28 protein-coding genes are annotated in these 26,286 nt (G+C 35.4%); 22 read left to right on the top strand and 6 right to left on the bottom strand.

The genetic code is table 11. The features are described from left to right. The first annotated feature begins 3 nt into the window (after window positions 1-3). The gene (locus ACHRWY_RS21175) at window positions 4-2,031 is read left to right on the top strand and encodes an ATP-binding protein (protein ID WP_395357327.1); all 2,028 of its coding nucleotides are present in this window, start codon (window positions 4-6) and stop codon (window positions 2,029-2,031) included. Between the two features lie 363 nt (window positions 2,032-2,394). Here ACHRWY_RS21175 and ACHRWY_RS21180 read toward each other — a convergent pair whose 3' ends face one another. Continuing rightward, the gene (locus tag ACHRWY_RS21180) at window positions 2,395-3,510 is read right to left on the bottom strand and encodes a PepSY-associated TM helix domain-containing protein (RefSeq protein WP_395357328.1); all 1,116 of its coding nucleotides are present in this window, start codon (window positions 3,508-3,510) and stop codon (window positions 2,395-2,397) included. Window positions 3,511-3,853: 343 nt separating this feature from the next. Further along, the gene (locus ACHRWY_RS21185) at window positions 3,854-4,288 is read right to left on the bottom strand and encodes an META domain-containing protein (protein ID WP_395357330.1); all 435 of its coding nucleotides are present in this window, start codon (window positions 4,286-4,288) and stop codon (window positions 3,854-3,856) included. Between the two features lie 256 nt (window positions 4,289-4,544). On the opposite strand from ACHRWY_RS21185, the gene ACHRWY_RS21190 reads away from it, so the two are divergent. The 4 genes from ACHRWY_RS21190 to ACHRWY_RS21205 all read left to right on the top strand — a co-directional run bounded on the left by ACHRWY_RS21190 (window position 4,545) and on the right by ACHRWY_RS21205 (window position 8,343). Then, window positions 4,545-5,366 (top strand): alpha/beta hydrolase, encoded by an 822-nt coding sequence (locus tag ACHRWY_RS21190; protein ID WP_395357332.1) that lies wholly within the window; start codon window positions 4,545-4,547, stop codon window positions 5,364-5,366. A gap of 108 nt (window positions 5,367-5,474) precedes the next feature. Continuing rightward, the gene (locus tag ACHRWY_RS21195) at window positions 5,475-6,323 is read left to right on the top strand and encodes an AraC family transcriptional regulator (RefSeq protein ID WP_395357334.1); all 849 of its coding nucleotides are present in this window, start codon (window positions 5,475-5,477) and stop codon (window positions 6,321-6,323) included. Between the two features lie 80 nt (window positions 6,324-6,403). Further along, the gene (locus tag ACHRWY_RS21200) at window positions 6,404-7,129 is read left to right on the top strand and encodes a siderophore-interacting protein (protein WP_395357335.1); all 726 of its coding nucleotides are present in this window, start codon (window positions 6,404-6,406) and stop codon (window positions 7,127-7,129) included. Between the two features lie 242 nt (window positions 7,130-7,371). Next, a complete protein-coding gene (locus tag ACHRWY_RS21205; RefSeq protein ID WP_395357337.1) occupies window positions 7,372-8,343 on the top strand; it encodes a LysR substrate-binding domain-containing protein in 972 nt (323 codons plus the stop codon). 67 nt (window positions 8,344-8,410) lie between these two features. On the opposite strand, the gene ACHRWY_RS21210 is transcribed toward ACHRWY_RS21205, so the two are convergent. Together ACHRWY_RS21210 and ACHRWY_RS21215 are read right to left on the bottom strand one after the other, a co-directional pair. Beyond that, entirely contained in the window at window positions 8,411-9,208 is a 798-nt protein-coding gene (locus tag ACHRWY_RS21210; RefSeq protein ID WP_395357339.1) for an alpha/beta hydrolase, read from the bottom strand. A gap of 68 nt (window positions 9,209-9,276) precedes the next feature. Continuing rightward, window positions 9,277-9,693: an OsmC family protein gene (locus tag ACHRWY_RS21215; RefSeq protein WP_395357341.1), complete on the bottom strand. Its 417-nt coding sequence runs from the start codon at window positions 9,691-9,693 to the stop codon at window positions 9,277-9,279. A 428-nt stretch (window positions 9,694-10,121) separates the two neighbouring features. Between ACHRWY_RS21215 and ACHRWY_RS21220 the strand changes: the two genes are divergently transcribed. The 10 genes from ACHRWY_RS21220 to ACHRWY_RS21265 all read left to right on the top strand — a co-directional run bounded on the left by ACHRWY_RS21220 (window position 10,122) and on the right by ACHRWY_RS21265 (window position 19,230). Beyond that, complete coding sequence (locus ACHRWY_RS21220) at window positions 10,122-10,679, top strand: LemA family protein (RefSeq protein WP_395357342.1); 558 nt, start codon at window positions 10,122-10,124, stop codon at window positions 10,677-10,679. Beyond that, entirely contained in the window at window positions 10,679-11,635 is a 957-nt protein-coding gene (locus ACHRWY_RS21225) for a DUF3137 domain-containing protein (RefSeq protein ID WP_395357344.1), read from the top strand. Before ACHRWY_RS21220 ends, ACHRWY_RS21225 begins: the two co-directional genes overlap by 1 nt. 215 nt (window positions 11,636-11,850) lie before the next feature. Further along, the gene (locus ACHRWY_RS21230; RefSeq protein WP_395357346.1) at window positions 11,851-12,594 is read left to right on the top strand and encodes an SDR family oxidoreductase; all 744 of its coding nucleotides are present in this window, start codon (window positions 11,851-11,853) and stop codon (window positions 12,592-12,594) included. Window positions 12,595-12,912: 318 nt separating this feature from the next. Then, window positions 12,913-14,214: an epoxide hydrolase family protein gene (locus tag ACHRWY_RS21235; RefSeq protein ID WP_395357347.1), complete on the top strand. Its 1,302-nt coding sequence runs from the start codon at window positions 12,913-12,915 to the stop codon at window positions 14,212-14,214. 76 nt (window positions 14,215-14,290) lie between these two features. Next, the gene (locus tag ACHRWY_RS21240; RefSeq protein WP_395357349.1) at window positions 14,291-14,704 is read left to right on the top strand and encodes a cupin domain-containing protein; all 414 of its coding nucleotides are present in this window, start codon (window positions 14,291-14,293) and stop codon (window positions 14,702-14,704) included. Between the two features lie 178 nt (window positions 14,705-14,882). Further along, window positions 14,883-15,887, top strand: coding sequence for an alpha/beta fold hydrolase (locus tag ACHRWY_RS21245; RefSeq protein ID WP_395357351.1), 1,005 nt, complete (start codon window positions 14,883-14,885; stop codon window positions 15,885-15,887). A gap of 66 nt (window positions 15,888-15,953) precedes the next feature. After that, a complete protein-coding gene (locus ACHRWY_RS21250; RefSeq protein ID WP_395357352.1) occupies window positions 15,954-16,364 on the top strand; it encodes an organic hydroperoxide resistance protein in 411 nt (136 codons plus the stop codon). Between the two features lie 120 nt (window positions 16,365-16,484). Further along, window positions 16,485-17,219, top strand: a complete 735-nt coding sequence (locus ACHRWY_RS21255; RefSeq protein ID WP_395357354.1) for a DUF1223 domain-containing protein — start codon at window positions 16,485-16,487, stop codon at window positions 17,217-17,219. Between the two features lie 246 nt (window positions 17,220-17,465). Continuing rightward, on the top strand, window positions 17,466-18,482 hold the full coding sequence (locus tag ACHRWY_RS21260; RefSeq protein ID WP_395357356.1) for a sensor histidine kinase: 1,017 nt from the start codon (window positions 17,466-17,468) through the stop codon (window positions 18,480-18,482). Beyond that, the gene (locus ACHRWY_RS21265) at window positions 18,463-19,230 is read left to right on the top strand and encodes a LytR/AlgR family response regulator transcription factor (protein ID WP_395357358.1); all 768 of its coding nucleotides are present in this window, start codon (window positions 18,463-18,465) and stop codon (window positions 19,228-19,230) included. Before ACHRWY_RS21260 ends, ACHRWY_RS21265 begins: the two co-directional genes overlap by 20 nt. A gap of 194 nt (window positions 19,231-19,424) precedes the next feature. Here ACHRWY_RS21265 and ACHRWY_RS21270 read toward each other — a convergent pair whose 3' ends face one another. Beyond that, window positions 19,425-19,814, bottom strand: coding sequence for a DoxX family protein (locus ACHRWY_RS21270; RefSeq protein WP_395357360.1), 390 nt, complete (start codon window positions 19,812-19,814; stop codon window positions 19,425-19,427). A 173-nt stretch (window positions 19,815-19,987) separates the two neighbouring features. On the opposite strand from ACHRWY_RS21270, the gene ACHRWY_RS21275 reads away from it, so the two are divergent. From ACHRWY_RS21275 to ACHRWY_RS21305, 7 genes are all read left to right on the top strand, one after another. Further along, complete coding sequence (locus tag ACHRWY_RS21275) at window positions 19,988-20,560, top strand: Crp/Fnr family transcriptional regulator (RefSeq protein WP_395357362.1); 573 nt, start codon at window positions 19,988-19,990, stop codon at window positions 20,558-20,560. 217 nt (window positions 20,561-20,777) lie between these two features. Beyond that, a complete protein-coding gene (locus ACHRWY_RS21280) occupies window positions 20,778-21,332 on the top strand; it encodes a YceI family protein (protein ID WP_395357364.1) in 555 nt (184 codons plus the stop codon). A gap of 4 nt (window positions 21,333-21,336) precedes the next feature. Then, window positions 21,337-21,555, top strand: coding sequence for a 4-oxalocrotonate tautomerase family protein (locus ACHRWY_RS21285; protein ID WP_395357366.1), 219 nt, complete (start codon window positions 21,337-21,339; stop codon window positions 21,553-21,555). Window positions 21,556-21,560: 5 nt separating this feature from the next. Next, window positions 21,561-22,295 carry an SDR family NAD(P)-dependent oxidoreductase gene (locus tag ACHRWY_RS21290; protein WP_395357368.1) on the top strand — a complete coding sequence of 245 codons (735 nt, stop codon included), beginning with the start codon at window positions 21,561-21,563 and terminating at the stop codon, window positions 22,293-22,295. A 73-nt stretch (window positions 22,296-22,368) separates the two neighbouring features. Further along, the gene (locus ACHRWY_RS21295; protein ID WP_395357370.1) at window positions 22,369-22,746 is read left to right on the top strand and encodes a nuclear transport factor 2 family protein; all 378 of its coding nucleotides are present in this window, start codon (window positions 22,369-22,371) and stop codon (window positions 22,744-22,746) included. Window positions 22,747-22,764: 18 nt separating this feature from the next. Continuing rightward, the gene (locus tag ACHRWY_RS21300) at window positions 22,765-23,838 is read left to right on the top strand and encodes an NAD(P)H-dependent flavin oxidoreductase (RefSeq protein ID WP_395357371.1); all 1,074 of its coding nucleotides are present in this window, start codon (window positions 22,765-22,767) and stop codon (window positions 23,836-23,838) included. A 91-nt stretch (window positions 23,839-23,929) separates the two neighbouring features. Then, window positions 23,930-24,700, top strand: coding sequence for a Ku protein (locus ACHRWY_RS21305; RefSeq protein WP_395357372.1), 771 nt, complete (start codon window positions 23,930-23,932; stop codon window positions 24,698-24,700). Here ACHRWY_RS21305 and ligD read toward each other — a convergent pair. Beyond that, complete coding sequence (ligD, locus tag ACHRWY_RS21310; protein WP_395357374.1) at window positions 24,697-26,286, bottom strand: DNA ligase D; 1,590 nt, start codon at window positions 26,284-26,286, stop codon at window positions 24,697-24,699. The two genes, ACHRWY_RS21305 and ligD, sit on opposite strands and share 4 nt — an antisense overlap.

Raw genomic sequence — 26,286 nt, forward strand, 5'->3', positions numbered from 1 at the left:
ATTTTGAAATTTAGCTCTAAACTTTTTCTGCCCATAATTGTTTTAATCCTGATTACTTTATACTTGTTATGGAATAGCAGGCAATCTGTAAGTACAGCTAAAGGAGATATCAGGTTTAATCAGAAGCATTTTGATACTATTTCGGGTTCTCAAAAAGAAAAATACCTGGATTCGATCGTTGTAAAGTTAAAGGGGAAGAAAAATGATTCCATCGTTAGAAATTTATATTTAAAGACCGGCGAAGAATACTATTATCTAAATACTATTAAAAAGTCATATTCATCCAGTTTATTGGCGTTAAGACTAGCAAAAAAAGAAAATGACAGTTCCGGGATTGCTAAATCTCTGTATTATATTGGTGATTGTTATGAAACAAAAAGTGATAGCGCCTATTTTTATTATTTGCAGGCTCAGAAAATTTATAAAAAAATTCATGATTATGACCATTTAGGACGTATGTATTTTAATAAAGCCTACGTTTTATTTTATGATGGAAGGTTCGTGGAATGTGAAGTTGAGCTAATAAAAGCACTGAAATCTTTAAAGGGGTCAAAGAATGCAAAACTTTTGTATTCCTGTAATACTATAATGGGAAATTGCCTGGAAAAGCTTTTGATGTATGATCAGGCGTTAAAATACCACCAATTGGCTTTGGGAAATTTAAAAGCATTAAAGAAAGACAATAAAGATATTGATCAGATTAATAATTATAATGTATCATCTGTCGTTAATATTTGCAATTTATATGATGCAAAAGGTGATTTCGAAAGATCAGTCAAAGAACTAAGCCCATTGTTAACCAAAGATCTGGAAAACAAATTGCCTCGTTTGTATGCTACTGTACTATCGAATTTAGCTTATTCGAAAATGAAAAGCGGACAGTATAAAAAAGTAGAGTTTATGTTTTTAAAATCTTTAAAAATTGTAGACAGTCTGGGATATACTACTGATGTGATTTACAAAAAGATTCATTTGGGAGAGTTCTACCTGACTCAAAAGGATACTTTAAGTTCTTTAAAGATTTTACAAGAGGCTTATAATACTGCTGTTAAAATGAATTATACGAATGAAATTTTAACAACTTTAAAGTTACTTTCGACAGTAGACCAGAAGAAAAAAATGCTGTATGCAAATCGTTATATAGCCATTAGCGATAGTATAAATGGTCTTCAAAGCAGGACCGCTAATAAATATGCAAGAATTGAATATGAAACGGCAAATGTCGAAAATGAGAATCAGGTCCTGACCAGGAAAAATTTTTACATTTTAATTTTTTCTTTTGGTCTTTTTTTGGTTCTCTCTGCCATTTTTGTTTTCATTTATCTACGTTATAAAAACAAAGAACTGAAGTTTGCAAAACAGCAAAAAGATGATAGTGATGAAATATACCAGCTTCTAAGTGAGCAGCAGGAAAAGATAAATACGGCAAAGGAAAACGAGAAAAATAAAATTGCCAAAGAATTACATGATGGCGTTATGAACAGGATTTATGGGGTAAGAATGAACCTTGGTTTTTTTAACGCTAAGATCGATGAAAAAACAATTGAAAAAAGGAAAGAATATATTTTTGAATTAGAAAAAATCGAAAATGAAATCAGGACAATTTCACACGATTTAAGTCGGGATTCTTTTTTAGAAAACAGTGATTTTACTATTTTACTTTCTAATTTGGTTAAAGATCAAAAAGACTTAAGCACAACAGTATTTAACTACATAATTGAGGAAGGATTTGACTGGGAAAATATTCAGAACATCTATAAAATAAATCTTTACCGCATAATTCAGGAAACTCTTCAAAACATTCACAAACATGCTAATGCCCAAAAAGTCGATGTAAAAATTCAATTGGTTGAAAACGGCATTCTGAAATTATCAATTATTGATGATGGCGTGGGTTTTGATGTTAACGCTGTAAAAAAGGGAATTGGTCTTTCGAATATTAAAGAAAGGATAAATTCGTTAAAAGGTCATCTTGAGATAAAATCAAAAATAGGAGCAGGCACAGAAATTATGGTGACGTTTACTCTTTAGGAAAATTCTTTTTTATCCTATAACCAACGCAGGAATCTTTTCTGCGATATTCTTCAATCTGATTTTAAAGATGTAATTGAATTTGAAATTCCGGAAGGCGGACTTGCCGTTTGGGCCACTTTCGATAAGAAAATAAATTTAGTGAAGATGTCTGAAAATGCCCTGAGAATTGGTTTCGCCTCAATAGATGAAAAAGAAATTTTGGCTATTATTACGATTAATGCCTGAAATAGAATTGGTCTTTCGACCAACTTAATTCCTGATTAATTCCAAAATAAAATTATAAGTAAAAAGGATTTAAAATATTCATATTTTAAATCCTTTTTTATGGTTATTCCATTAGTTCAATGCGAAAACGAGATCTTATTTTACAGCTGTTTTTTTCTTTTTTCCTAACCAGATTAATAATCCCGTAATAGGTAAGGTTAAGGCAAAAAGAGATACTATAAATGCAAGAATCTTAGTTGGCAGTCCGTAAATGCTTCCAGTATGAATAGGGTAGTTGAGACGTCTTATTTTATCTCCTTTTGAAAAAGCTTCATAAGGTCTTGCCTCAATTTCTTCGGCTGTATATTTGTCAAAATAAGCAGCACTGGATTGATTGGGAATTGTTTTTTCTGAATATTCTTTTAAGACCAAAATACTATTGATGGTATCAGAAGGCATTCTGATCTGAATATTTCCTTTATACGGAAAAATACTGTCTGTGGCATTATAGATACTTTGGTAAAAGGCAGTATGATTGAGTTTAGGGTCTGTTTTGGTTGGGTTTTCTACTTTGGCAGAAGGTTTTGTTGTCGTTCCGTCAGCCAAGAAATAAATGCCGTTTTGAAACCAGTTAAAGGCAAAGCTTAATCCGGTTAATGAGATAAGCAGCAAAATTAAAAAACTATAGAAACCAAATGTCGAATGAAAATCCCAATTGACTCTTTTAAAAGAAGCACCCCATTTAACGGTTAATCGTTGTTTTAGATTTTTGATCTTTTTGGGCCACCATAAAACAATACCGGAAATGAGCATAAAAACAAAAATTAAACAGGAAGTTCCTGTTAGTATTTCTCCAAAATCACCCAGAAGCAATTGCCTGTGAATCGCCAAAACGACAACAAAAAACCGTCTTTCCTGCGGTGTTGAGGCCAGTACTTTTCCGGTGTAAGGATCAATAGAAAAAAATTGGGCTTTTTTATCTGAATCCTTTGCTAAAATTTGCATTGTACGCGAAGGATCATTAAAGGTATAGATACGGGTAATCTTTTTTATCGAATAGTGTTTCTCAAGCATATCCGTACAATAGTCAATAGGCTTTTTTGTTGTTCCTATTGTAGCGACATTATAATATTCAGGATGTACAGCTTTGTCAATTTCTTTCTCAAAAACCAAAATACTGCCGGTTAAGGCAGCAATAAAAACAATTAAACCAGAACCAAGTCCCAGCCATAAATGTAACAGGCCAATATTTTTTTTTAATGTTTTCTTCATAAATGCTTTGATCAGTCAGATAGCACTGAACTGTAAATTGTTATTGTACAATAGAACGGCTTGCTTTTTGTAAAATTCTGCTACAAATTTATGTTTATTTAGACTCAATATGTACTATGTTTCAAAAAAATATTCTCTTTTAAAAAAATATTTTAATGTAACAATACGAACTATGCAATGCCAATAGTCTGAGACGGAACAAGTCGCTTGTTTTGTGACGATCTTTTTTGGTCAGGACCTTTTTTCAGCGGAATTTAACTGAGATATAGTTCAATAAAAAAATCCCTCAACATTTAAAAATGGAGGGATTTTGACAAGTGCTTTTAAGGTAAAGCAATTGAACTTATTTAGTCACTTTTTTGAATCTCATCATTGGAATGTCCTTCATGATTAAATTTAGTTTGCCATCTTTATCAATAGCATAACTATCAATATTTTTAATCGTTTTTGTAAAAACTTGTTCTCCGCCACCTTCACAATACATTAATGTAGCCGGACCTTGTTCTCCAAAAGTAAGTGATTTTCCTTTTAAGGTAAATGGAGCACTGTAGCCATTACAACCTGCATTTCCAGATACTTGTTTTGTAGCTTCATCAAATTTAATAAACGGTTTTTTATCAGGGAACAGACCTTCAAAAGCAATACGCGGCCCTGAAATATACTCAAGCTCCCAGGTTGTATTATAAAGATCGGCAGTTTTTGAAGTGTCTTTCATTGAGGTACAGGAATTAAAAGATAAGGCTAAAATAGCGACGAATACTAATACGTAATTTTTCATAAAATAAGATTTTAGAACATAAATTTAAAGATTTTTATCAGAATTAAGGCAAGAAATAGTGCTTATTTTTAGATTTTGATTTCTTAAGCCAGGGAGATTTAGGAAATTAATTTGTTAGATTATTAAGGGATAACACGTTATTATAATGTCAATTTGCCCGTACACATACAGAAAGAAAGTTGTAATTCCTCAACACATGTAAATGTTTTCATCTTTTTTATGATTGAATTTTGCATCATCATTAAAAATAAAAAAGATGAAAACATTATTTACCACTTTGATGCTTTTGGCAGTATCACTGTCCGTTTCTGCACAGCATATTATTCACAAAAAAGTATTCAGTAAAAAAATGAACAAGGAGATTCCAACTGTAATTATTACTCCCAAACTAGTAGACGGAAAAACCTATAAAACGATTTATATCCTTCACGGCTACAGCGGAAATCCTGACAGGACTTACAAAGAAGACATTCCGGATCTTGTCAGTAAATCTCAAAAATACAATACCATCTACATATTGCCCGATGGAAACTTTAATAGCTGGTATGTTGATAGTCCAGTGGATGCATCATCTCAATACCAAACCTTTATAGGAAAAGAATTGGTAGAGTATATTGATGCCAGTTACCCAACGACACAAAACCGAAAATTTAGGGGAATTCTGGGTTGGAGTATGGGAGGATATGGCGCATTGAATATCGGAGTTTTTTATCAAAATACTTTTGCTGTTGTAGGCAGTTCCTGCGGGGCACTCGATTTTAACCGTTTTGGTAAAAATTTTCATCATTATCAGGTAGATAAAGTTTTAGGAGATTTTAAAAGTTTGCCCAAACAGTATTTCACATTTGATAAAACAAAAGAAATGGCTTCATCGGATCAGCTTTATATTCTGGATTGTGGTACAGATGATACTCAGATGATCGATATGAACCGGGATTTTCATCACTTGCTGAGCAATGAAAAAATAGAACATTTTTACATCGAATCGCCTGGGGGGCATGACCCGAAATATTGGAACAAATCGTTGTCCGCCCAATTGGCTTTGTTTGAAAATTATTTTAATTCTCAAAAGCAATAGAGCAAGTTTAAAATGTATTCGGTATACAGGCAAAAGGAGTATTTTATTTATCTTTATGCAATAAATCTGTAAGACTTACTTTTTGCCCATAAATTTAGTAATAGATCATTGAAGAAAATACCAATATACAATCAGAGCCCGGAAGCAGTAGGAGGCATTTTTATTGCCCATCATTCTGTTACGGGCTTAGAAAATGTAGACAAAAAACTGGAAGCCCATCGCGATGATTTTTTTATATTTTTTGTTTTAACAGAAGGACAGGCAATTATTACATGTGATATGACCGATGTCGAAATACAGGCAAACAATATTATGATGGTCAAACCTTTTCAGGTTCATTATGGAAAAAAGGTTTCTACGGATGCAATGGGATATTATATAGGTGTTGCCCCATTTCTTATTCCGAATAATTGTATCGAAATTTTTCAGGATTTAAAAATTTCAGCACAGCTCAGTAAAATTGATCCGGCAGAACAGGAAGAAGTTTTAGATACTATTTCTTTATTACATCGCTCTTTTAAAAGTTCAAACCCCAATAGGGCACAGATTATTAATGGTCTTTTTAATGCCCTGGTGTATCATTTTACCAATATGTTTTCGGAATCCAAAAATGCGGTCCGGCAATTTAGGCATCAGTCGGGGATAATTTGTGCGAATTTTAAAAAACTAATTTCAGAACATACTTTTTTAGAAAGTCCTTCTTATTTTGCGAAGAAATTAAATATCAGTACTTCTCATTTAAATGATTGTGTCAATGCTTCAACCGGTAAATCAGTGACGTACTGGCTACAAAATGCTATGATTACCGAAGCACAAAGGTTGCTTTATTATACCGATAGTGAAGTAAAAGAAATTGCTTTTATGCTGGGATTTGAAGATCATACTTATTTTTCAAGGTTATTTAAAAAAATCACTAATCAGACACCTCTTGCATTCCGCAAAAAATTCCGCGAATAGTCCAATCATCGCCATTTATTATTCAATGCCCTTTTATGGTTTTATTTTCAATTTTGAATTGAATTTTAAAACGATATATTATGAATTCTATGCCAAAAATTATTGGTGATTTTATGGAATTAGCCTTTAGCAATAAAATTTGCAAAGTAAGTGTTACAACCATACAAATGCCAGCTCCCAACATAAAAATAGTGACATTTAAAGGTGTTTTTCCTCAGGTTAAATTTAAAATAGGACACGCGATAGTGATCAGAATTGATGAAACCAATTATCGCAATTATACACCCAGCAAATGGGATAGCGAAGCGGGAACTTTTGAAGTCATCTTTCACATTCACAATAACGGCCCGGGAAGTGAATGTATAAAAAAATTAAAATTAAACGATCAGATAACCGTTGGTTTGCCAAGAGGTTTTAAAGTATTTAACAAAGAAGCAAAATATCATTTCTTTTTTGGAGATGAAACCTGTATGAGTGTTTTTAAAAGTATGAAAGATGAAATTAATCGTACCGAAAATAACTATTTAGGAATTCTGGAATTAGATAAGCCTTCTGTTGAGGTTCCGGAAAAATTAGGCATCAATGTAGATATAGTGCCAAAATCACTTAACAAAGCCGAATTTGCTATAAAAGCGCTTCATCAACTGGATGCTGAAATCTGGAACTTGTGGCAAAACGGTTATTTTTACCTGTTGGGAAATGCAAAATCGATCCAGGCATTTAGAAAAGCACTGAAAGAAAAGGGCGTATCAAACAAAAATATTTATACACAGCCGTATTGGGCCGAAGGGAAAATCGGGCTTTGATTTTAAATTGCTACAAAGAATAAAAAAAGACGATAATCAGGAATGTGATAAAGTTCAACATGCTCCAAAAACCAATACCATTTGAATTTACCGCATTCCCAAGTACCGTCTTTTAAACGTACGATAAGTTTTACTTTTTAGATTTGGATTTTAGCACATTTAACAAAAGTTTTGCATTGTTCACTTGTTGCATTATAAATGAAATTGATATTTAGTTATCTTTATAAAATAAATTTATAATCATGACCATTCAGCAATTAAAATATATTGCAGCTCTGGATGAAGAGCGCCACTTTGCAAGAGCAGCAGAAGTTTGTATGGTAACACAACCCGGACTTACTATCCAGCTCAAAAATCTGGAAGAAGAAATTGGTATTAAAATTTTTGACCGAAATAAAGTGCCATTAACGCCTACAATCCTTGGAGCTGAGATTATAAAACGTGCAAAAAAGATTCTTCGGGAAGCCGATGATATTCGGGATTTTGTGGTTAATGAAAAAAATCTGTTAGAAGGGGAATTAAAACTGGGTATTATTTCAACTTTATCACCTTATCTGATTCCGTTGTTTATTAAAGCCATGAAAGAAGTGGCCCCAAAAGTACATTTCATTATCAGAGAAGCCAATACCGGACAATTAATGAAGGATTTAGAAACCGGAACGCTTGATGTTGTTATTATGGCAACTCCAACCGGAAACCCGAATTTAATTGAACACCCTATTTTCAAAGAACCTTTTGTGGCTTATCTGAATGAATTGCACCCTATGGCGAATGATGAGTTTTATGAACTGCAACCCGGTGATAAAACCGAATTATTATTGCTGCACCATGAATTTTGTTACAATGCACAACTTCTGGATATCTGCGGACTAAAAACTTCGGATAAAATAAAAGAGCAATTTACGTACGATATCAGTTCGATCGAAACTTTAAAAAATTTGGTTAGGGCACAGTTAGGATTTGCGATTATTCCGCAGCTTTCTATTTTGAACGAAGGTTCCTCGGGACTTTTCAAACCTTTTAAAGAACCTATACCCGTTCGTGAAATCAGTCTGGTAGTTTCAGATTCGTTTTCTAAGAAATTACTGCTCGAAAAAATGAATGAAGCAATCTGGAATTGCCTTCCGGATTCCCTTAAAAAAGATTTTGCTTATCGAAAAATACGCTGGAACGATTCGCCTTATTTCGTCAAATCAGTAAGTAAGTTTATGTAATAGAAAAGCCTGATAATGAATATATCAGGCTTTTTTATATGATTGAAATAGCAACGGGGTAAATTAATTATTGTTTTTTAGAAGCTGCAATAATTACTTTAGCAACAGCTTCGGGTTGTGACATAAAAACCACGTGACTTCCTTTGATTTCTGTCACTTTTGTTTTAGAACGTTTGTACATGGCGCGCTCAATTTCAGGAGCAATACTTTTATCTTCGGTAGCTACAATTCCGTAAGCCGGTTTATCTCTCCAGGCTGCTTTAGTAACCGGAGTTCCAAATCCTTTGGCGTAAAAAGCACCTTGCGAAGCATACATAAAATCAGCATCTTCTTTACTGATATCGGCAGCAAAACCGGCATGAAATTTAGCTTTATCATAATATACAATTCCTTTGTCATCCGGATTCAATACACCGTTTTCAGGAGCCGGAGGAGCAGTCATAAGCCATTGTACCGTATTTTCGCCATTATCAGGCTGAAAAGCTGCCACATAAACCAATGCCGCTACTTTTGGATGGTTTCCGGCTTCTGTAATCACAGTTCCGCCCCAGGAATGACCTACCAAAACAGTGGGCCCGTCTTGTTTGTCTAAAACTACATTTGTTGCTTTAACATCATCTTCAAGGGAGCTTAACGGATTTTGAACAATCGTAACATTATAGCCTTTTTTGGTCAAAATCTGGTATAAAGCTTTCCATCCTGAACCATCTGCAAAGGCACCGTGTACCAATACCACATTTTTAACAGGAGCAGCATTTGCTGCTGTTTGCGCATTAGCATTTGCTGTTGCAAATAAGAAACTAAAAATCAGTGCTGCGAACATGAAATAACGATTCAATTGTTCTTTTAAATATTGTGTTCTCATTATTATAGAATTTAAATTTTAGATTTTAAAAATTGTAATTGATTTTTGAAATTGCAATTAAAATTTATTTAGTTTAAAGTGATTGCCAAAGTAATTTCAGTATTTAATAATTTTGAAATTGGACAAATTTCTTTGGCTTTTTGTGCTGCTTTCTCAAAATCTTCTGTTGAGATTCCGGGTACTTTTCCGGTAAGTTCTAACTGGATTAAGGTAATAGTTCCGTCTTCAAAAGTTACTTTGGCAACGGTATCCAAATCTTCGGGTACAAAACCTGCTTCCGAAAGTAAAAAACTCAACTGCATGGTAAAACAGCCTGAATGTGCTGCAGCAATCAATTCTTCAGGGTTGGTTCCTACACCCTGATCAAAACGGGTTTTAAAAGATAATTGTGCTTCGTTTAAGGTGGTACTTTGTGTACTGATAGTTCCTTTTCCTTCCATTCCTGTACCTTTCCAGTTTGCGTTTGCTCTTCTTGTAAATTTCATGATTTCTATTTTTTAAAGTTATTTTTTAATTCTCAAATCAGTTGTTTGATTTTGATGAGACAAATTTAGGGCGGTAGTTGTTATTAATCAAATTAATAATTTTGTGTGTTTATAAAAATAATTTATAATGTTGTGAAGATGCGGGATAGAGGATAGAGGATAGAGGATAGAGGATAGAGGATAGAGGATAGAGGATAGAGGAAAGAGGAAAGAGTAAAGAGGATAGAGTAAAGAGTAAAGAGGATCGAGTAAAGAGGATAGGGCGGGAGGAGTGTTTAATAAATTTTGATTTTTTTTAATCTTTGTGTATGAACTTGGGCCTTAATGAAGTTTTATTTTTTTATTTCTCATAAATTCTTCAAAATAAAAGAATAAAACTTGTTTCCTTTTCTATTATATTTGTTTTGAAACCATTTAAAATTATAGTTATGCTTATAGTACTCGGAATTGTTGTTTTCCTATTGTTTTTTGGAATTGTGTATTACAATTCCCTTATCGGAAAAAGAAATCAGGTAACCAATGCTTTCTCGGCAATTGATGTCATGCTGAAAAAACGCTTTGACCTGATTCCTAATCTTGTTGAAATCGTAAAACAATACACAGATTACGAACAAAGTACTTTAAGCAAAATTGTTGAGCTTCGTTCAAGAGCAATCTCAGGACCGATCAGTGATACCGAAAAAGCGAATCTGGATACTCAGTTAAGTAGCGCTGTAAAAGGTTTGATGGTAAACGTAGAAAACTATCCTGATTTAAAGGCAAATGCCAGTTTTACCAATCTGCAAACGACCTGGACAGAAAGCGAAGAACAAATTGCCGCTGCCAGAAGAACTTATAATGCCTCCGTTACGGATTTCAATAATGGTATTATGATGTTTCCCGGGAATTTATTTGCCGGTATGCTAAATTACAGCCCAATTGAAGTTTTGGCCGCAGCAGAAGAAGAGCGTAAAAATATTCGTGCAAAAGAACTTTTTAATAGTTAATGGATTCAGAAATAAACCACGATACCGCCTTGCAGGAGGTTTTGAACACATTAGAAGAGCAACGCAAAAAAATAGCCTCAACCTATACCACTTGTTACATTTTATTTGGACTGGCATTATTAATTATAGTCGCCGGTTTACTTATAGGATTTGCTATTGTTGCTGTGCTGGCAGGTTTGGTTCCCGCCATTGTAGGTATTGTAATGTATTTCAGGATTGATGATGATGCGCGTCAATACAAAATAGCTTTTAAAACAAAGATATTAGGGTCTGCTTTAAAAAAAATAAACGATACTTTAACGCTGACCCCTAAAAGCGGGCTTCCGGAATATGAATTTATAAGTTCAGAACTTTTTACGACAGAACCGGACCGTTATAAAACGGAAGATTTAATAAACGGTACGGTCGAAAAAACTTCTTTTTGGTTTGCCGAAGTCCACGCCGAATACAAAACGGAAAGGCAAACAAAAAACGGAACGCGTACCGAATGGCATACTATTTTTAAAGGAATTATTTTTGTTGCCGATTTCAATAAAAACTTTAATGTTTCGACCATTGTCCGGCCAAAAAGTTTTGGAAATGCGGTGGGAGCGTGGTTTTCTAAAAACGTGTTCAGTTTTGGAAACGATGAAATTGTACAGTTAGAAAATACAGCTTTTGACAATCAGTTTGTGACCTATTCCAGAAATCAAATCGAAGCAAGATATATTTTGACACCTGCAATGATGGAAAGAATCTTAAACCTGAACAATAAATCCAATGAGACGATTTCGCTCTCGTTCCTTAATTCTAAAATGTATATTGCTTTTCCGTTAAGCAGTAATTACTTCGAAGCTCCGATTCACGAATCGCTCTTAACTCCTGATTTACTTACCGAAGACCTCTCGATTGTTCAGTTTATGCATGACATTGTTCATGAATTAGATTTGAATACCAGGATTTGGGGCAAGGAATAATGTTGTCTGTAATGCTATAGTGAATCACATTTATAGCATATAAATAATAAAACCAGTATAGCATACGTCTAACCTTCGATTATAATTAGATATAAAATATTCCGAAACAAAATTATCTTCAAAACCCCTAATCAGGTATACTCTATGATACCGCCAGGAAACCAATACCTTTTCCGGTTTAAATTTGTCCCATTAATTTAAAAACACATAAAAAAATGGATGATTTAAAAAATAAAGTGGCGGTAATTACAGGAGGAAACAGTGGCATTGGTTATGCTACAGCAAAACAATTAAAAGAGCAGGGAGCTGAGGTTATTATTACCGGAAGAAGAAAAGAAGCAATAGAGAAAGCAGCACTGGAATTGGGTGTTACGGCGATTACAGCAGATCAGTCACAAGTTTTGGAGATCGAGAAGCTGGTTTCAAAAGTAAAAGAGGATTTTGGAACAGTTGATATCCTTTTTATCAACGCCGGAATTGCCGGTTTAGGTAATATCGAACAAGCCACAGAAGCATTATTCGACAGTATTATCGATGTCAATTTTAAAGGTGCTTATTTTACTTTAAGTCGTTTTATCCCCATTTTAAAAGAAGGTGCTTCGGTGGTGTTTCTTTCTTCTAATACTGCAAGTATGCCGGGGCCCGGATCTTCTATTTATTCGTCGAGTAAAACTGCATTGAATTCAGTGATGAGATCGGCAGCATTAGAATTAGCACCAAGAAAAATAAGAGTGAATTCAGTTAGCCCGGGACCAACAGAAACGGAAGTCATGAAAAAAGTAGGTTTAAACGAAGCTACCGTAAAAAGTATTATGGATGTAGTCGTAGCTAAAGTTCCGCTAAAACAAATGGGAGCTTCGGCAGATGTTGCCAAAATGGTTTCATATTTAAGCAGTGATGCTGCTGTGTTCATCACCGGTGCCGATATTATAATGGATGGAGGAATGGTATTAGCTTAATTTTTTTTAGCTTAAAAAGTAAAGCGTTTAACAGCAAAGAGCACTAAGGTTTAGCAGGTCGCAAAGTTATGAAACACATAGCTTTGCGATCTTTCCGTTTTATAAAGTACTGCAAAAAAAAGCTTAACACTTTTTGTGGTAAAATAGAAAAGTATTTAGTATTCACATTTCATATTCCACAACTTTTAACTCAGGGATTGTCCATTTCACCCGCAACTTCGTCCGTTTGGACTGTTTTCCAATTCCGTAAGAAGGGGGATCGAAATACTTTTGACATAGAAATTAACTGATATTCAAATAATTTAAAAATCAAAAGCAATGAAATCACTTCAAAAAAACAATCGCAGTTTCGGTCATATAATCGCTGCGGGAACCTTTATGCTGCTCGCAGCTACAGGTTTTGCACAAAAAAATCAGGGAAACACTAAAACAAATGCAGAGGCAATTCGTCCTTATCATATTAGTATCTCACAAGAATCCTTAACAAACCTTCGTACCCGAATAAATGCAACAAGATGGCCGGATAAGGAAACCGTTGCAGATCAGTCGCAGGGCGTAAAATTACAGCAAATTCAAAGTCTGGTAAAATATTGGGGGACTGATTATGACTGGCGTAAAACCGAAGCCAAATTAAATGCCTTACCTCAGTTTGTGACTCATATTGACGGTTTAGATATTCAGTTCATTCATATCAAATCCAAACATAAAAACGCTTTGCCCTTAATCATTACGCATGGCTGGCCGGGATCATTCTTCGAACTTTTGAAAGTCATCGGGCCCTTGACAGATCCTACAGCTTATGGAGGAAAAGCCGAAGATGCTTTTGATTTGGTTATTCCGTCAATGCCGGGTTATGGTTTTTCTGAAAAGCCAACAGGAACAGGCTGGGGACCGGAAAAAATTGGAAATGCCTGGGATATTTTAATGAAACGTCTGGGATACAAACAGTATGTTTCTCAAGGTGGTGACTGGGGTTCGGTAATTGCAGATGCCATGGCACGTCAGGCTCCGCAGGGTTTATTAGGAATTCACGTAAATATGCCGGCAACGGTTCCGGCAGATGTGGCAAAAGCTCTTAAAGACGGGGATCCTGCGCCTTCAGGATTATCGGGTAAAGAAAACGCAGCTTTTAATTCGCTTAATAAATTGTATACAAAAGGTGGCGGTTATGCGGGAATGATGGTAACACGTCCGCAGACTTTAGGCTATGGACTTACGGATTCTCCGGTTGGTCTGGCTTCGTTTTTCCTGGATAAATTCAACGAATGGACCTATAGTGGAGGAAACGCTGAAAAATCACTCACAAAAGAAGAAATGCTCGACGATATCTCTTTGTACTGGTTAACAAATACAGCCAACTCGTCGGCTAATTTATATTGGGAAAACAACACTAACAATTTCAATGCTCTGGAACAAAGAACGGCAGAAATCAAGATCCCGGTTGCCATAACCGTATTTCCGGGAGAAATATATCAGGCACCAAAAACATGGGCTGAAAAAGCATACAAAAACCTGATTTATTTTAATGAAGTAAACAAAGGAGGTCACTTTGCTTCCTGGGAAGAACCACAATTGTTTTCAGTTGAACTTCGTGCTGCTTTTAAATCATTGAGGAAATAATAAACTAATAAATAATGCCTGACAGATTTTCGAAACCTGTCAGGATAACCCTTCACTAACCATTAAAAACAAAGTTATGGAAACTAAAAAACAGAAAAAATGGGTCATAATCGCTATTATCATTTTAGGTATCATCGCCTTTTTAATTCCAAATCAGATTGCTGCACAAAACGGTATAAAACGAACTGATCTGCAAAAACAGGATCTGAGTATTCCGGGAAAAGAAACTGTTCAGGCGCGAATTGATTTTGACGGACATACTGCTTTCGGGAAACATTTACATCCGGGAGAAGAGATTATTTATGTACTGGAAGGAACACTTGAGTATGAATTGGAAGGCGAAAAACCAGTTACTTTAAAAGCAGGAGAAGTACTTTTTATTCCGGCAGGAAAAATCCATTCGGCTAAAAATAACACAAATGTAAAAGCTTCAGAACTGGCAACTTATATAGTTGAAAAAGGGAAGCCGGTTTTGGTTATGAAAAAGTAAGCTCAGGTTTCAGGTAAAAGTAATAACGTGATACATCTCATAATTCACAACGTACCTACTGTCCGTTTCACCCTTTACTTCGTCCATTTGACCTGTTTTCTGATTGTAAAAAGAGAGGTCTAAGGATACCTTTGAGGAAGAAATTAACTGATAATCAACTAACAAAAATCAAAAAAATATGAAAACGATAGTAAAAATCAAAAACAGTTTTACAAATGCATTTGTTTTAATTGCCTTTTTTTCAGTAAATGCAATAGCAATTAATGCACAAACAGAAAAACAAAATAATTCACTTGGAACTTTAAAACAAATCAACGCAGGTTTATTAAATGTTGGGTATGCTGAAGCTGGTCCGCCAACAGGAACTGCGGTAATCTTGCTTCACGGCTGGCCTTATGACATTCACAGCTATAATGAAGTTGTGCCTGTTTTAGTTTCAAAAGGCTATCATGTTTTTACGCCTTATTTAAGAGGATTTGGTACTACCACCTTTCTGGCAAGAGAGACGTTCAGAAACGGACAACAAGCAGCATTAGCAAGCGATCTTATAGCCTTTATGGATGCCCTGAAAATTGATAAAGCCGTTATTGGCGGTTTCGATTGGGGTGCAAGAACAGCAGTAGTTACAGCGGCACTTTGGCCGGAACGGGTAAAAGGTCTCGTCTCAGTAAGTGGTTATTTGGTAGTTAATCTTGAAGCCAACTTAAAACCATTGTCTCCAACAGCAGAATTAGGATGGTGGTACCAATATTATTTTGCAACCGAACGGGGGAAACTTGGCTACAGCCAAAATACTTACGATTTCAATAAACTGATCTGGAAAATAGCTTCTCCGTTATGGAATTTCGACAAAGAAACCTACGATCAAACGGCACAATCGTTTGATAATCCGGACCATGCAGCAATCGTGATTCACAATTACAGATGGAGACAATCGCTGGAAGCTGGAGAACCTAAATACGATAGTTTAGAAAAACGCCTGGCTGTAAGACCGGAAATAAAAGTACCCACGATTACAATTGGTAGCGATTTTGACGGCGCTTTTGCAGATGGAAAAGCATACGCAAGCAAATTCACCGGAAAATATGCACACCGAATTCTAAAAGGTATCGGACACAACGTTCCGCAAGAAGATCCGAAAGCATTTGCACAGGCAATTATAGATGTAGACGGAATGAAATAAATTTTAATACTGAATTTTAAAATTACATTGACACATTTCACAACTTAAAAAAACAATAAAAAAAACATGAAAACAACAGTATTATACACAGGAAAAACACACACCACTGGTGGTCGTGAAGGGATTTCACAAAGTTCAGATGATCAATTGAATATCAAATTAAGTTCGCCGGGAACCCCGCGTCCTGGAACAAATCCGGAGCAGCTGTTTGCTGCAGGATGGTCGGCTTGTTTTATAGGTGCATTAGGAATTGCAGCTTCAAAACAAAGTATTAAACTTCCGGCTGATACTGCTGTAGATGCCGAGGTGGATTTGTGCGTTAGTGAAGGAGAATATTCTTTGCAGGCGCGTCTGAACATCAGTCTTCCGGGTATCGATCGCAAAACTGCAGAGACTTTGGCTGCTCAGGCACATCAAACATGTCCGTATTCAAAAGCAACAAAAGGAAATATAAACGTTGAAATTAATATTATGTAAAAAGTTATACCTTATGAGTAAAGAGTTATAGGTTAGATGTTATTTGTCATTCGACGATTTACTTTCAGTATTTTACTCTTTACTCATAAAACATAACTTATAACTTATAACTTCAAGAAGATGAAAAAATTACTAACAGCTTTTTCGATGCTGTTTCTTTTAATTGGAAACACCATTTTCAGTCAAAGCAATCAGGATAAAAAGGGTTTCGCCCTTTTAGAATTGTATACTTCCGAAGGTTGTTCAAGTTGTCCGCCTGCAGATGAATTACTGGGAAAAATTCAAAAAGAACAATTGGAAAACCATGTATATGTTTTATCCTATCACGTTGATTATTGGGACAAGCAAGGCTGGAAAGATATTTTTAGCGATGCCGATTATACCAAAAGACAATACGATTACGCAAAATATATGGGCAAAGATCCTGTTTATACACCGCAAGTTGTCATCAATGGAAAAATTGACTATATCGGATCGCAGGAAACAAGTTTGCGAAACGGAATCAAATCTGCACTTTCAAAGCCTGCTTTGGCCAGTCTAAATTTAGAAAGCACCCAAAATGGAGAAAATCTTTCTGTGAATTATGCTGTTGAAGGCACTTCAAAAAACAGTCGCATATTTTTTGCTGTCGTTCAAAAAGAAGCTAAAACCAATGTAAAAAGAGGAGAGAATGCCAATCGGGTTTTATCACATTATCAAATCGTCCGTCATTTGTATTCGGTTGATTTAAATAAAAACAAAAAAGGAACCACAGCAATTCGTCTTCCTAAAAACTACAACTCACAGGATTTTGAAATCATCGGATTTGTTCAGGATATGAATTCCGGTGCTATTTTAGGCATAAAAAGAGGGTGATTTTTTTGAGGAACACCCATACCATTAAGGGGGATTCAGGCGGATCAAAGGAAAAAGAATTTGCGTTTATCCGCCTTTATTTCTTTAAATCTGCATAAAAAACCTAAACGGCTATACTTTTTTCAAAAAATTGAAATAGCTTTAGATACCCACATAAACGATGTTTACAGAGGCTAAAAAATCCAATTTCAATCTTCTGAAAATAAACTTATCTTTGACCAACAGGATAAAAAAACGCACGCAATTATGGCAAAAGTAAAACGTTTTCAGGTTTCACTCAAAGTTATTTGGGGAAGTTCGATTGCACTTGCAATTCTGGCTTCGGTTCCCAAATTATTTGATACCGGTTCGACTCCTGGAGACATTATCATCAACTCTTCGATTACCCTGATGTTTTCCATTTTTATATGGTACTATAACATTTACAGTTTACCGAAATTTTCAGCGCAGCGTACGAATAAAAGCCTCTTTAACTGGAAACTTTTACTAAGTGTTGTCATGGGGATTTTACTGATGGTGATACTGGTAATTGCACATCAGGAACTTTTTCAGGTTTCTAAAATGGATGCGCCTATTATGTTTGAACTGCGTGGCATTTTGATCAATTTGATTGTGTACATGTTTTTACATTTGCTTTTTCAGAATTATCAGACACAGCAAATGGGAGTGGAGTTAGAACGCACCAAAGCTGTAAATCTTGGGGCACAATACGAACTATTGAAGCAACAGGTTAACCCGCATTTTTTGTTCAATAGCCTGAATACTTTAAAATCGATGGTCGATATGAAGGATCCGCATTCTTCTGATTTTATTTTAAAATTATCTGATTTTTATCGATTTACCTTAGAAAGCAGGAAAATGGATTTGATTCCGTTAAGAGAAGAAATCCAGATTTTAGATTCGTATATATATCTGCTAAAAGCCCGTTTTGAAGATGGATTTGAAGTTGTAAATGAAATCGATCAAAAACAATACGATTCGGCAATTCCGCCATTTTCTTTGCAATTATTAATTGAAAATTGCATTAAACACAATGTAGTTTCACTTGATAAACCTTTGAAAATTAGATTGTATACTGAAAATGAGTTCCTGGTAGTCGAAAATCCCATTCAGCTTAAACGGGGCATTTTGTCTACCGGAGTCGGATTAGACAATATCAATCAGCGTTTTATGCATTTGGTTCACAAAGAAATTGAAATTGATAAAACTGAAACGATTTTTAAAGTAAAAATACCACTGATTTATGACTATCATAATAATTGAAGATGAAATAAAAACGGCCAAAGCACTTGGTCAGCTCATTTTGAGTATCAGGCCCGATGCTCAAATTTTGTCGTATATTCAAAGTATAGATGGTGCTGTGAGTTATCTTTTAGAAAACGATCAGCCCGATTTGATTTTTATGGATATTCAGCTGGCAGATGGTTTATGTTTTGAAATTTTTAAAAGTGTTGAGGTTTTATCCCCGGTCATTTTTTGTACCGCCTTTGATGATTATGCGATCGAAGCCTTTAAATCAAACGGAATTGATTATGTCCTGAAACCTTTTTCTAGAGAAAGTATTTCACAGGCAATTAAAAAAGCAGGTGAACTGAAAAACTTCTTCCAAAGAAATAAAAAAATGATGCCTGATTTCGATTATCTCTTAACAAGAACGGGCGAAAATAAAGGAAAAAGTAGTTTTCTGGTTTTCAAAAACAATAAATACCAAACGATTTTAACGGAGAATATTGCCTTTTTTTACATTAAAAATGAAACGCCTACAATCGTAACTCTTGACAAAGCAGAATATCAGATTACACAATCGCTTGATGAAGTTCATAAGCTGTTATCGCCAATTCAGTTTTTTAGGATTAACAGACAATATTTGCTCAATTTTTCGGCAATAAGGGAAGCAGAGCATTATTTTTCAAGAAAACTAATTATCAAATTAACCATTCCAACAGAAGAAAAATTACTGGTTGGAAAAGAGAAAGCAACAGCTTTTTTGAGCTGGCTGGAGAATAGGTAAATTTTAGATTCTAGGATTTTTGGAATTGGGATTTTAGATTCCTGGATGGATAATGAATGGATTAAAATGCAGAGTAAACACTATATGAATCCGGAGTAAATACTATAAGGTATTAGAGTATAACAGAGAACTTTGTCAAAGTTTAAGCTTTGACAAAGTTTTGCTTCCATCAATTGAAATCTGTGATTAAAAAACTAAGTTCTAATCGTATAAGTTGCCCCATATAATTTTCTAAACATGATGTATGTTACGCTAACCATGATAAAGGCAATAATAGCATCGATTGTAGCAGGAAATCCTAAGACAGCCAATTTTGAAAAGAAAGCAAAGATAATGTCGAAAAATACGCCCGCAAATACCCATTCTTTTAACCGTAATAACTTGTCTGGTATTAATAATGTAATTACTCCTGAAATTTTCATTACACCAAGAATGTAAATAAAATGTGCGGGATAACCCAATTGCTGTGTAATTTCCCAAACGAGTTTGTTTGTGGTAAGTTCAAAAAAACCGCTGGCACCAAACCATAAAGAAGTTAAAATAATTCCTGTCCAGTACATAATTTTTGTTGTTTTTGCATTCATGATTTTAAAATTTTAAGTTGTTAAACAGGACAAAATTGCGTCAATGAAGATTGGTTTCATATTCAAATTTTGGTGAAACGGACAAATTGAAATCTCAGATAGACAATCTGTAAGTTCATTTGATTTTATAACTTTACAGAAGACTCCTGAACCTAAAATATTCAAATTTAAAAATGGAAGCCAAAGCACTTTTACACGAACACATTACCAAAACAGCCTCACTGACAACAGAACAGTTTGATTATTTCTTTTCGCATTTTAAACAGTTATCTTTTAAAAAAGGGCAAACCGTAATTAGCGCAGGTGACAAAGTCGATTGTGAGTATTTTGTTATTTCGGGCTGTTTGAAAGCTTTTTACATTAATGATGAAATCAGAATGTATATTTTGCAGTTTGCGATGCCTACCTGGTGGACATCTGATTATAATGCACTTTACAACCACATTCCGGCAGCTATAAACGTTGATTGTATTACAGATGCCGAAGTGCTTTGCCTGTCTAACAGCGATCGTGAGAAGCTTTGTAAAGAATTTCATGAGGTAGAACATTTCTTTCGCTGGAGAACCAATAAAGGCTACATTGCTTCACAAAAAAGACTTTTATCGTTTATGAATAATAATGTAAAAATACGTTACGAAGAGCTTTTGGCCTTATATCCCCAATTATACAACCTGGTGCCCAAGCATTTAATTGCTGCATACTTAGGTGTTTCAAGAGAAACCTTAAGCCGTCTTTATAATTCATAAAGTCACATAATTTTGTTTCACACAGATTTTAAAATGATTTTAGCAGATAAATGCAGATCATTTTGCAATTGATAAAACAGGCTCAATCTGAAAAATCTGCATGAAACAATCCGTTAAAACTTCGTAAATCTGACACAAAATCAGAATGTGACCTACATCACGTAACCCATTTTGATAGTCGCCGTTCCTTTGTATTGTACTTTTAAATACGATAAAAATGGAAACAATAAATTTTGAAATCGTAGGCACAAAAAGCCAAATCGACTGGACCGGCAGAAAAGTGACCGGTGCTCATAATGGTACAATTGGTATCAAAGAAGGTTATTTTATCTTTAAGGAAGGAAAAATAACTGGCGGAAGTGTTGTTATCAATACCGCTTCGATTAAAATACTGGATGTAACAGATCCCGCTACAAATGATCAGTTTGCAGGACATCTTGCTTCGGATGATTTTTTTGCTATCGAAAAATTCCCAACGGCTACATTTGATGTTCTAAGTGTAAAAGAACGATCAAATACTAATTACGGGCTGGAGGGAAACCTGACTATAAAAGATATTACTCATCTTGTTAGTTTTGAAGCTGCAATAGCCCATCATAAAAACGCCATTACACTTACAGGAAAACTGGTAATTGATCGTACTAAATTCGATATCAAATTTCGCTCAGGAAACTTCTTCAAAGATTTGGGTGATACTTTAATCTACAACGATTTTGATTTAGATTTTAATATCACGGCCGAAACATCATTTTCAGGACAATCTAAAAACTAAAACCATGCCTTACGTAAAAATCGAATTGACCCGCGAAGGTGTAACACGCGGGCAAAAACAGGAATTAATTAGCAGAATCACTAATCTGATTACCGAAGTCTTAAATAAAGATCCGCATTTGACCCATGTCGTGATTCAGGAAGTCGAACTGGACGATTGGGGTTACGCAGGAGAACAGGTGTCCGTATTAAGAGAAAAAGGCATTACTGCCGATAAAAAATAAAAATCATGAAAAAACAAACGATAATAGTTACCGGAGCTGCCTCCGGAATAGGAAAAGGTATTGCTAAATATTTTCTGGACAGAGGAGATAACGTAGTTATCAATTCAGTTACGCCTGCTTCTTTAGAAAATACTTTTAATGAATTGGGCGCGGGAAATCAGCTGGCGATGTTTGCCGGCGATGTAAGCGATAAAAAAACAGGCGAACAATTGGTAAAAATTGCTTTAGAAAAATTTGGTTCTGTTGATGTATTAGTCAATAATGCCGGAATCTTCGCCAGCAAACCCTTCTTAGAAGTAGATGAAGCGTATTTAGATACATTTTTAAAAACGAACCTAAAAGGAACGTATTTCACGACACAATCTGTAATTCCGCAAATGCTGAAACAGCAGGATGGTGTTGTCATCAATATCGGGACCCCACTTGTCAATCACGGTTTGGGCGGATGGCCGGCTTCGGCACCCATTGCGAGCAAAGGTGCGATTCATGCCTTAACAATTCAGTTGGCAGCAGAGTTTGGAAAACAAAATATTCGCGTTAATACCGTTGCTCCTGGCGTAATTCGTACCCCTATGCATGGCGATAGTGCGGATCAGAGTGCCGGTTTGCATTTGCTAAACAAAGTAGGCGAAATCGATGATGTTGCCGAAATGGTCTATACGGTTGCCAAAAGCACTTTTATTACCGGTTCTATCATCAATGTTGATGGCGGTAAAGGAGCAGGACATAATTTAAATTAAATTGAAAACGCTTGTAATACTAGCTTTTATGTCCTGTGTAACAGCAGGACTTAAAGCTCAAAACACTATAAAGATGGAAAATCAAACGGAAGTTAAAGCCATTACAAAACAAATAGAAAACTATTATTTTAAAGGTATTTATGAAGGAGATGAAATGCTTTTAGGGAGTATATTTTATGAAGGATCGCTGCTTTTTGGAGACGTAAAAGGGCAGCAGTATTTTAAAACGATCGATTTATATCTTGATGGTGTAAAAAACAGGCAAAGCCCTAAAGATTCTGGCAAACCTTTTAAGGGAGAAATCTTGAGCATTCGAGTTGTTAATTCTATTGCTGTCGCGGAATTAAATGTTAAAATGTATGACTTTTATTACAGGGATTTCTTATCTTTTCATAAGATTAACGGAACCTGGCTGATCGTCAATAAAATGTTAACTGATATAAGCGAATAATTTTAATTTTTTGAAGTAATGTGGTATAATACAAAAGCTAAGGATCTATTAGGGATTCAATATCCAATTTTACAAGGACCTTTTGCGGGAAATTTATCAACGGTAGAACTTACCGCAGCAGTTTCTAATGCGGGCGGATTAGGCGGTTACGGGGCATATGCAATGAGTCCGCAGGAAATTTTTGACGTAGACAAACAAATAAAAGCGGCGACCGATAAACCGTATAATATTAACCTTTGGGTATCAGATCATGATATTCCCGAAGCGGGTTTAACAGATGTACAATTTAATAAAGCCAGAGCTGTTTTTAAACCTTATTTTGATGAGGTTGGTATTCCGTTACCGGAAAAACCAGCGTCTTTTCAGTCAAGATTTGAGAATCAGCTGCAAGTTATTTTAGACGTAAAACCAAAGGTGTTCAGCTTTATGTTTGGTGTTCCCTCAGATGATGTTCTGGAGCAATGCCGCAGATTGGGAATTGCTACAGTTGGCGCTGCAACTACTTTAGACGAAGCTGTTTTTCTGGAAAGTAAAGGTGTAGATATGATTATCGCATCAGGGTTTGAAGCGGGAGGACACCGGCCTTCATTTTTAAAAGATTCGGAATCTTCATTAACCGGAACTTTTGTTTTATTGCAATTACTGAAAGAAAAAGTAAAAACACCCATTATCGCAGCAGGCGGAATTGCCACGGGAAAAGGTATTGCCGCAGCGCTTACGCTGGGTGCCGATGCTGCTCAGGTGGGTACCGCATTTTTAGTCTGTGACGAGTCAAATGCTTTACCCATTCACAAGGAAATGCTATTTTCTGATGCAGCAAAATATACAACTTTGTCCCGTGCTTTTACAGGTAAGCTCGGACGTGGCCTGACGAGCCGTCTGGCAACAGAGATTCTGGGAAAAGAAGAAAATATCCTGCCATTTCCTTTACAAACCACTTTTATTGCACCTTTGCGAAAAGCGGCTATCGATCAGGAAAAATGGGACATGATTTTATTTTGGGGCGGACAGATTTCCCCCATTCTCAAACATACTAAAGCCAAAGAATTAATGCAGTCCCTGATTGAAGAAACGCCTCTTTATTACAGATAAAATATTCTTATTTTGTAACATAATCTCAGGATCTTATAAAGCTCAGATGGCCCTTATAGTTTACTTTTAAGTAATCTTTAAATGATTTATTATGAGAGCAATATGGACAGGGTCTATTAGTTTTGGTTTAATTAATATTCCGGTTAAGTTATTTTCGGCAGTACAGGAAAGCAGCCTTGATATGGATATGCTGGACGAGAAAGATCATGCCAATATCCAATTTAAACGTGTCAACGAAAGCACAGGTAAAGAGGTAGCATTTTCTAATATTGTAAAAGGCTATAAACTCGATGACAAATATGTGATCCTGGACGATTCTGATTTTGAAGCCGCGGATGCCGAAAAAACCAAAACGATTGACATTGAGAGTTTTGCTTTCGAAAAAGAAATTGAAAGCATCTACTATGAACAGCCGTATTACCTGGAACCGGATAAAGGTGCCATGAATGCGTATGCCTTGCTGAGAGATTCGTTGCAAGCTTCCGGAAAAGTAGGCGTAACGCGTTTTGTAATGCGTAATAAAGAAGGTCTGGCAATTTTAAAACCTTATAAAAATGTAATTGTTTTAAACCGGATTCGGTTTGAACAGGAAATTCGGAAAACAGAGGAATTAAAATTGCCGCCGGCGTCTAAGGTAAAAACAAAAGAAATCGATATGGCGAATAAACTAATCGAACAGCTGACAGAGAAATTTGATATCAGCAGTTTTAAAGATGAATATACGGCCAAGCTTTTAGATATTATTAAAAAGAAAGCCAAAGGAAAAGTTCAAAAACCGACTAAATTAAAGGTAGTTCATAAACAAAGCGACGACTTAATGAGTATGCTGAAAGCGAGTTTAGAAAAGAAAAAATCATCTTAGTGATTTTGTTTCTCTTCTAACTTTCCGATAATTTTCCTGATATTGGCACCTTTCGATAAAACGGGCGCCCATAAATCGCCTTTCTTTTCAAAACGGGTCAGGACATTTTTGATGGTAAATTGAGAAGGATGGAGTTTATCGTTTACTTCGCTCCATTCTAAAGGTGTGGAGACTGTTGCGCCAGGTTTTGGTCTTACTGAATAAGGCGCAGCAAGTGTCTGGCCTCTGCGGTTTTGCAGGTAATCAATGTAGATTTTATGATTTCGTTTTTTAATGCTGCGTTCCAGTGAGGTGGTCTGCGGTAAACGGGATTGAACTTCTGTTGCCAGTAATTCGGCAAGGATTTTTATGGAGTCGTAATCGTATTTTGCGCCCAACGGAATATAAACGTGCAGTCCTGAAGCTCCTGAAGTCTTACAACAACAATCAGTTTCCAGTTCGTCCAGAATTTCTTTAACCACTAATGCAGTTTCAACAACTTCCTTAAAATCGTCTTTATCGGGATCAATATCAATTACCAGCCAATCCGGATTTTCGATATGCTGAACCGTAGAATTCCATGGATTCATTTCGATACACCCCAAATTGACCATGTACAGCAGTGTTTCTCTATTGTTGCAAATCAGGTAATGAATATCTTCATTAGTCGATTCTGAGAATATTTTTTTTGTTTTAAGCCAGGAAGGAACTTTTTCGACATCTACATCTTTTTGATAAAAACCAGGCTCATCTATTCCGTTTGGAAAGCGGTTCATTGATTCCGGACGATTTTTAAGATAAGGCAAAATAAGCGGGGCTGCTTCATTGTAATAATTTATAAGATCCCCTTTGGTAATGCCGTCTTTGGGATAATATATTTTATTTTGATTAGTAAGATGTAAGGTGGTCTTGCCAATTTTCAAATCATAATCATTCTCCTTTTCATTTTTTGATGTAGTGTGGGTTTTCATAGGTGTTTCTTTTAATGCAATTGTATTTTTAAGGGTAGAGGGTACGAAAACTTCAGCAGCCTTTTTGTCAATTCGCAAACCCAGATATACAGGATGTCTCAGGTTTTTATCCTGTGTCCATTCTGAAAATTTTACCTGGCAGACCAATTTTGGCTTAATCCATTGAATTTCATCGCGCAAAGTAATTTTTTCGCTAAGCGGAGATTCGGTAACAAAATAAGGTTGTAATTGCGTATAAAGTTCCTTTAAAGCAACATCAGAAAAGCCAGTCCCGCATTTGCCAATATATTGCAGTCTTTTTCCATAATACTGACCCAGTAATAAAGCGCCAAAATATTTTCGGGATTTTTTAGGTTCGGTAATCCCAATGATTATGGCCTCTTCTTCGTTTGAAATTTTAATTTTAAGCCAGTCTTTACTTCGTTTATCAGATACATACGAGCTGTCTGCTTTTTTAGCGATGATACCTTCCTCTTTATTTTTTCTGGCCAGTTCAAATTGTTTAATTCCTTTTTCCAAAATATGCTCCGAGTAGAAAATATTGGTAAAATCGTATTTATTGAACAGGATCCTCAGCAATTGTTTTCTGTCCAGCAAAGACAAATTAGTAGTATCGTTTCCGTCTAAATTCAACAA

It is taken from the genome of Flavobacterium sp. FlaQc-48, assembly GCF_044007335.1.
In the GTDB taxonomy this organism is placed as follows: domain Bacteria; phylum Bacteroidota; class Bacteroidia; order Flavobacteriales; family Flavobacteriaceae; genus Flavobacterium.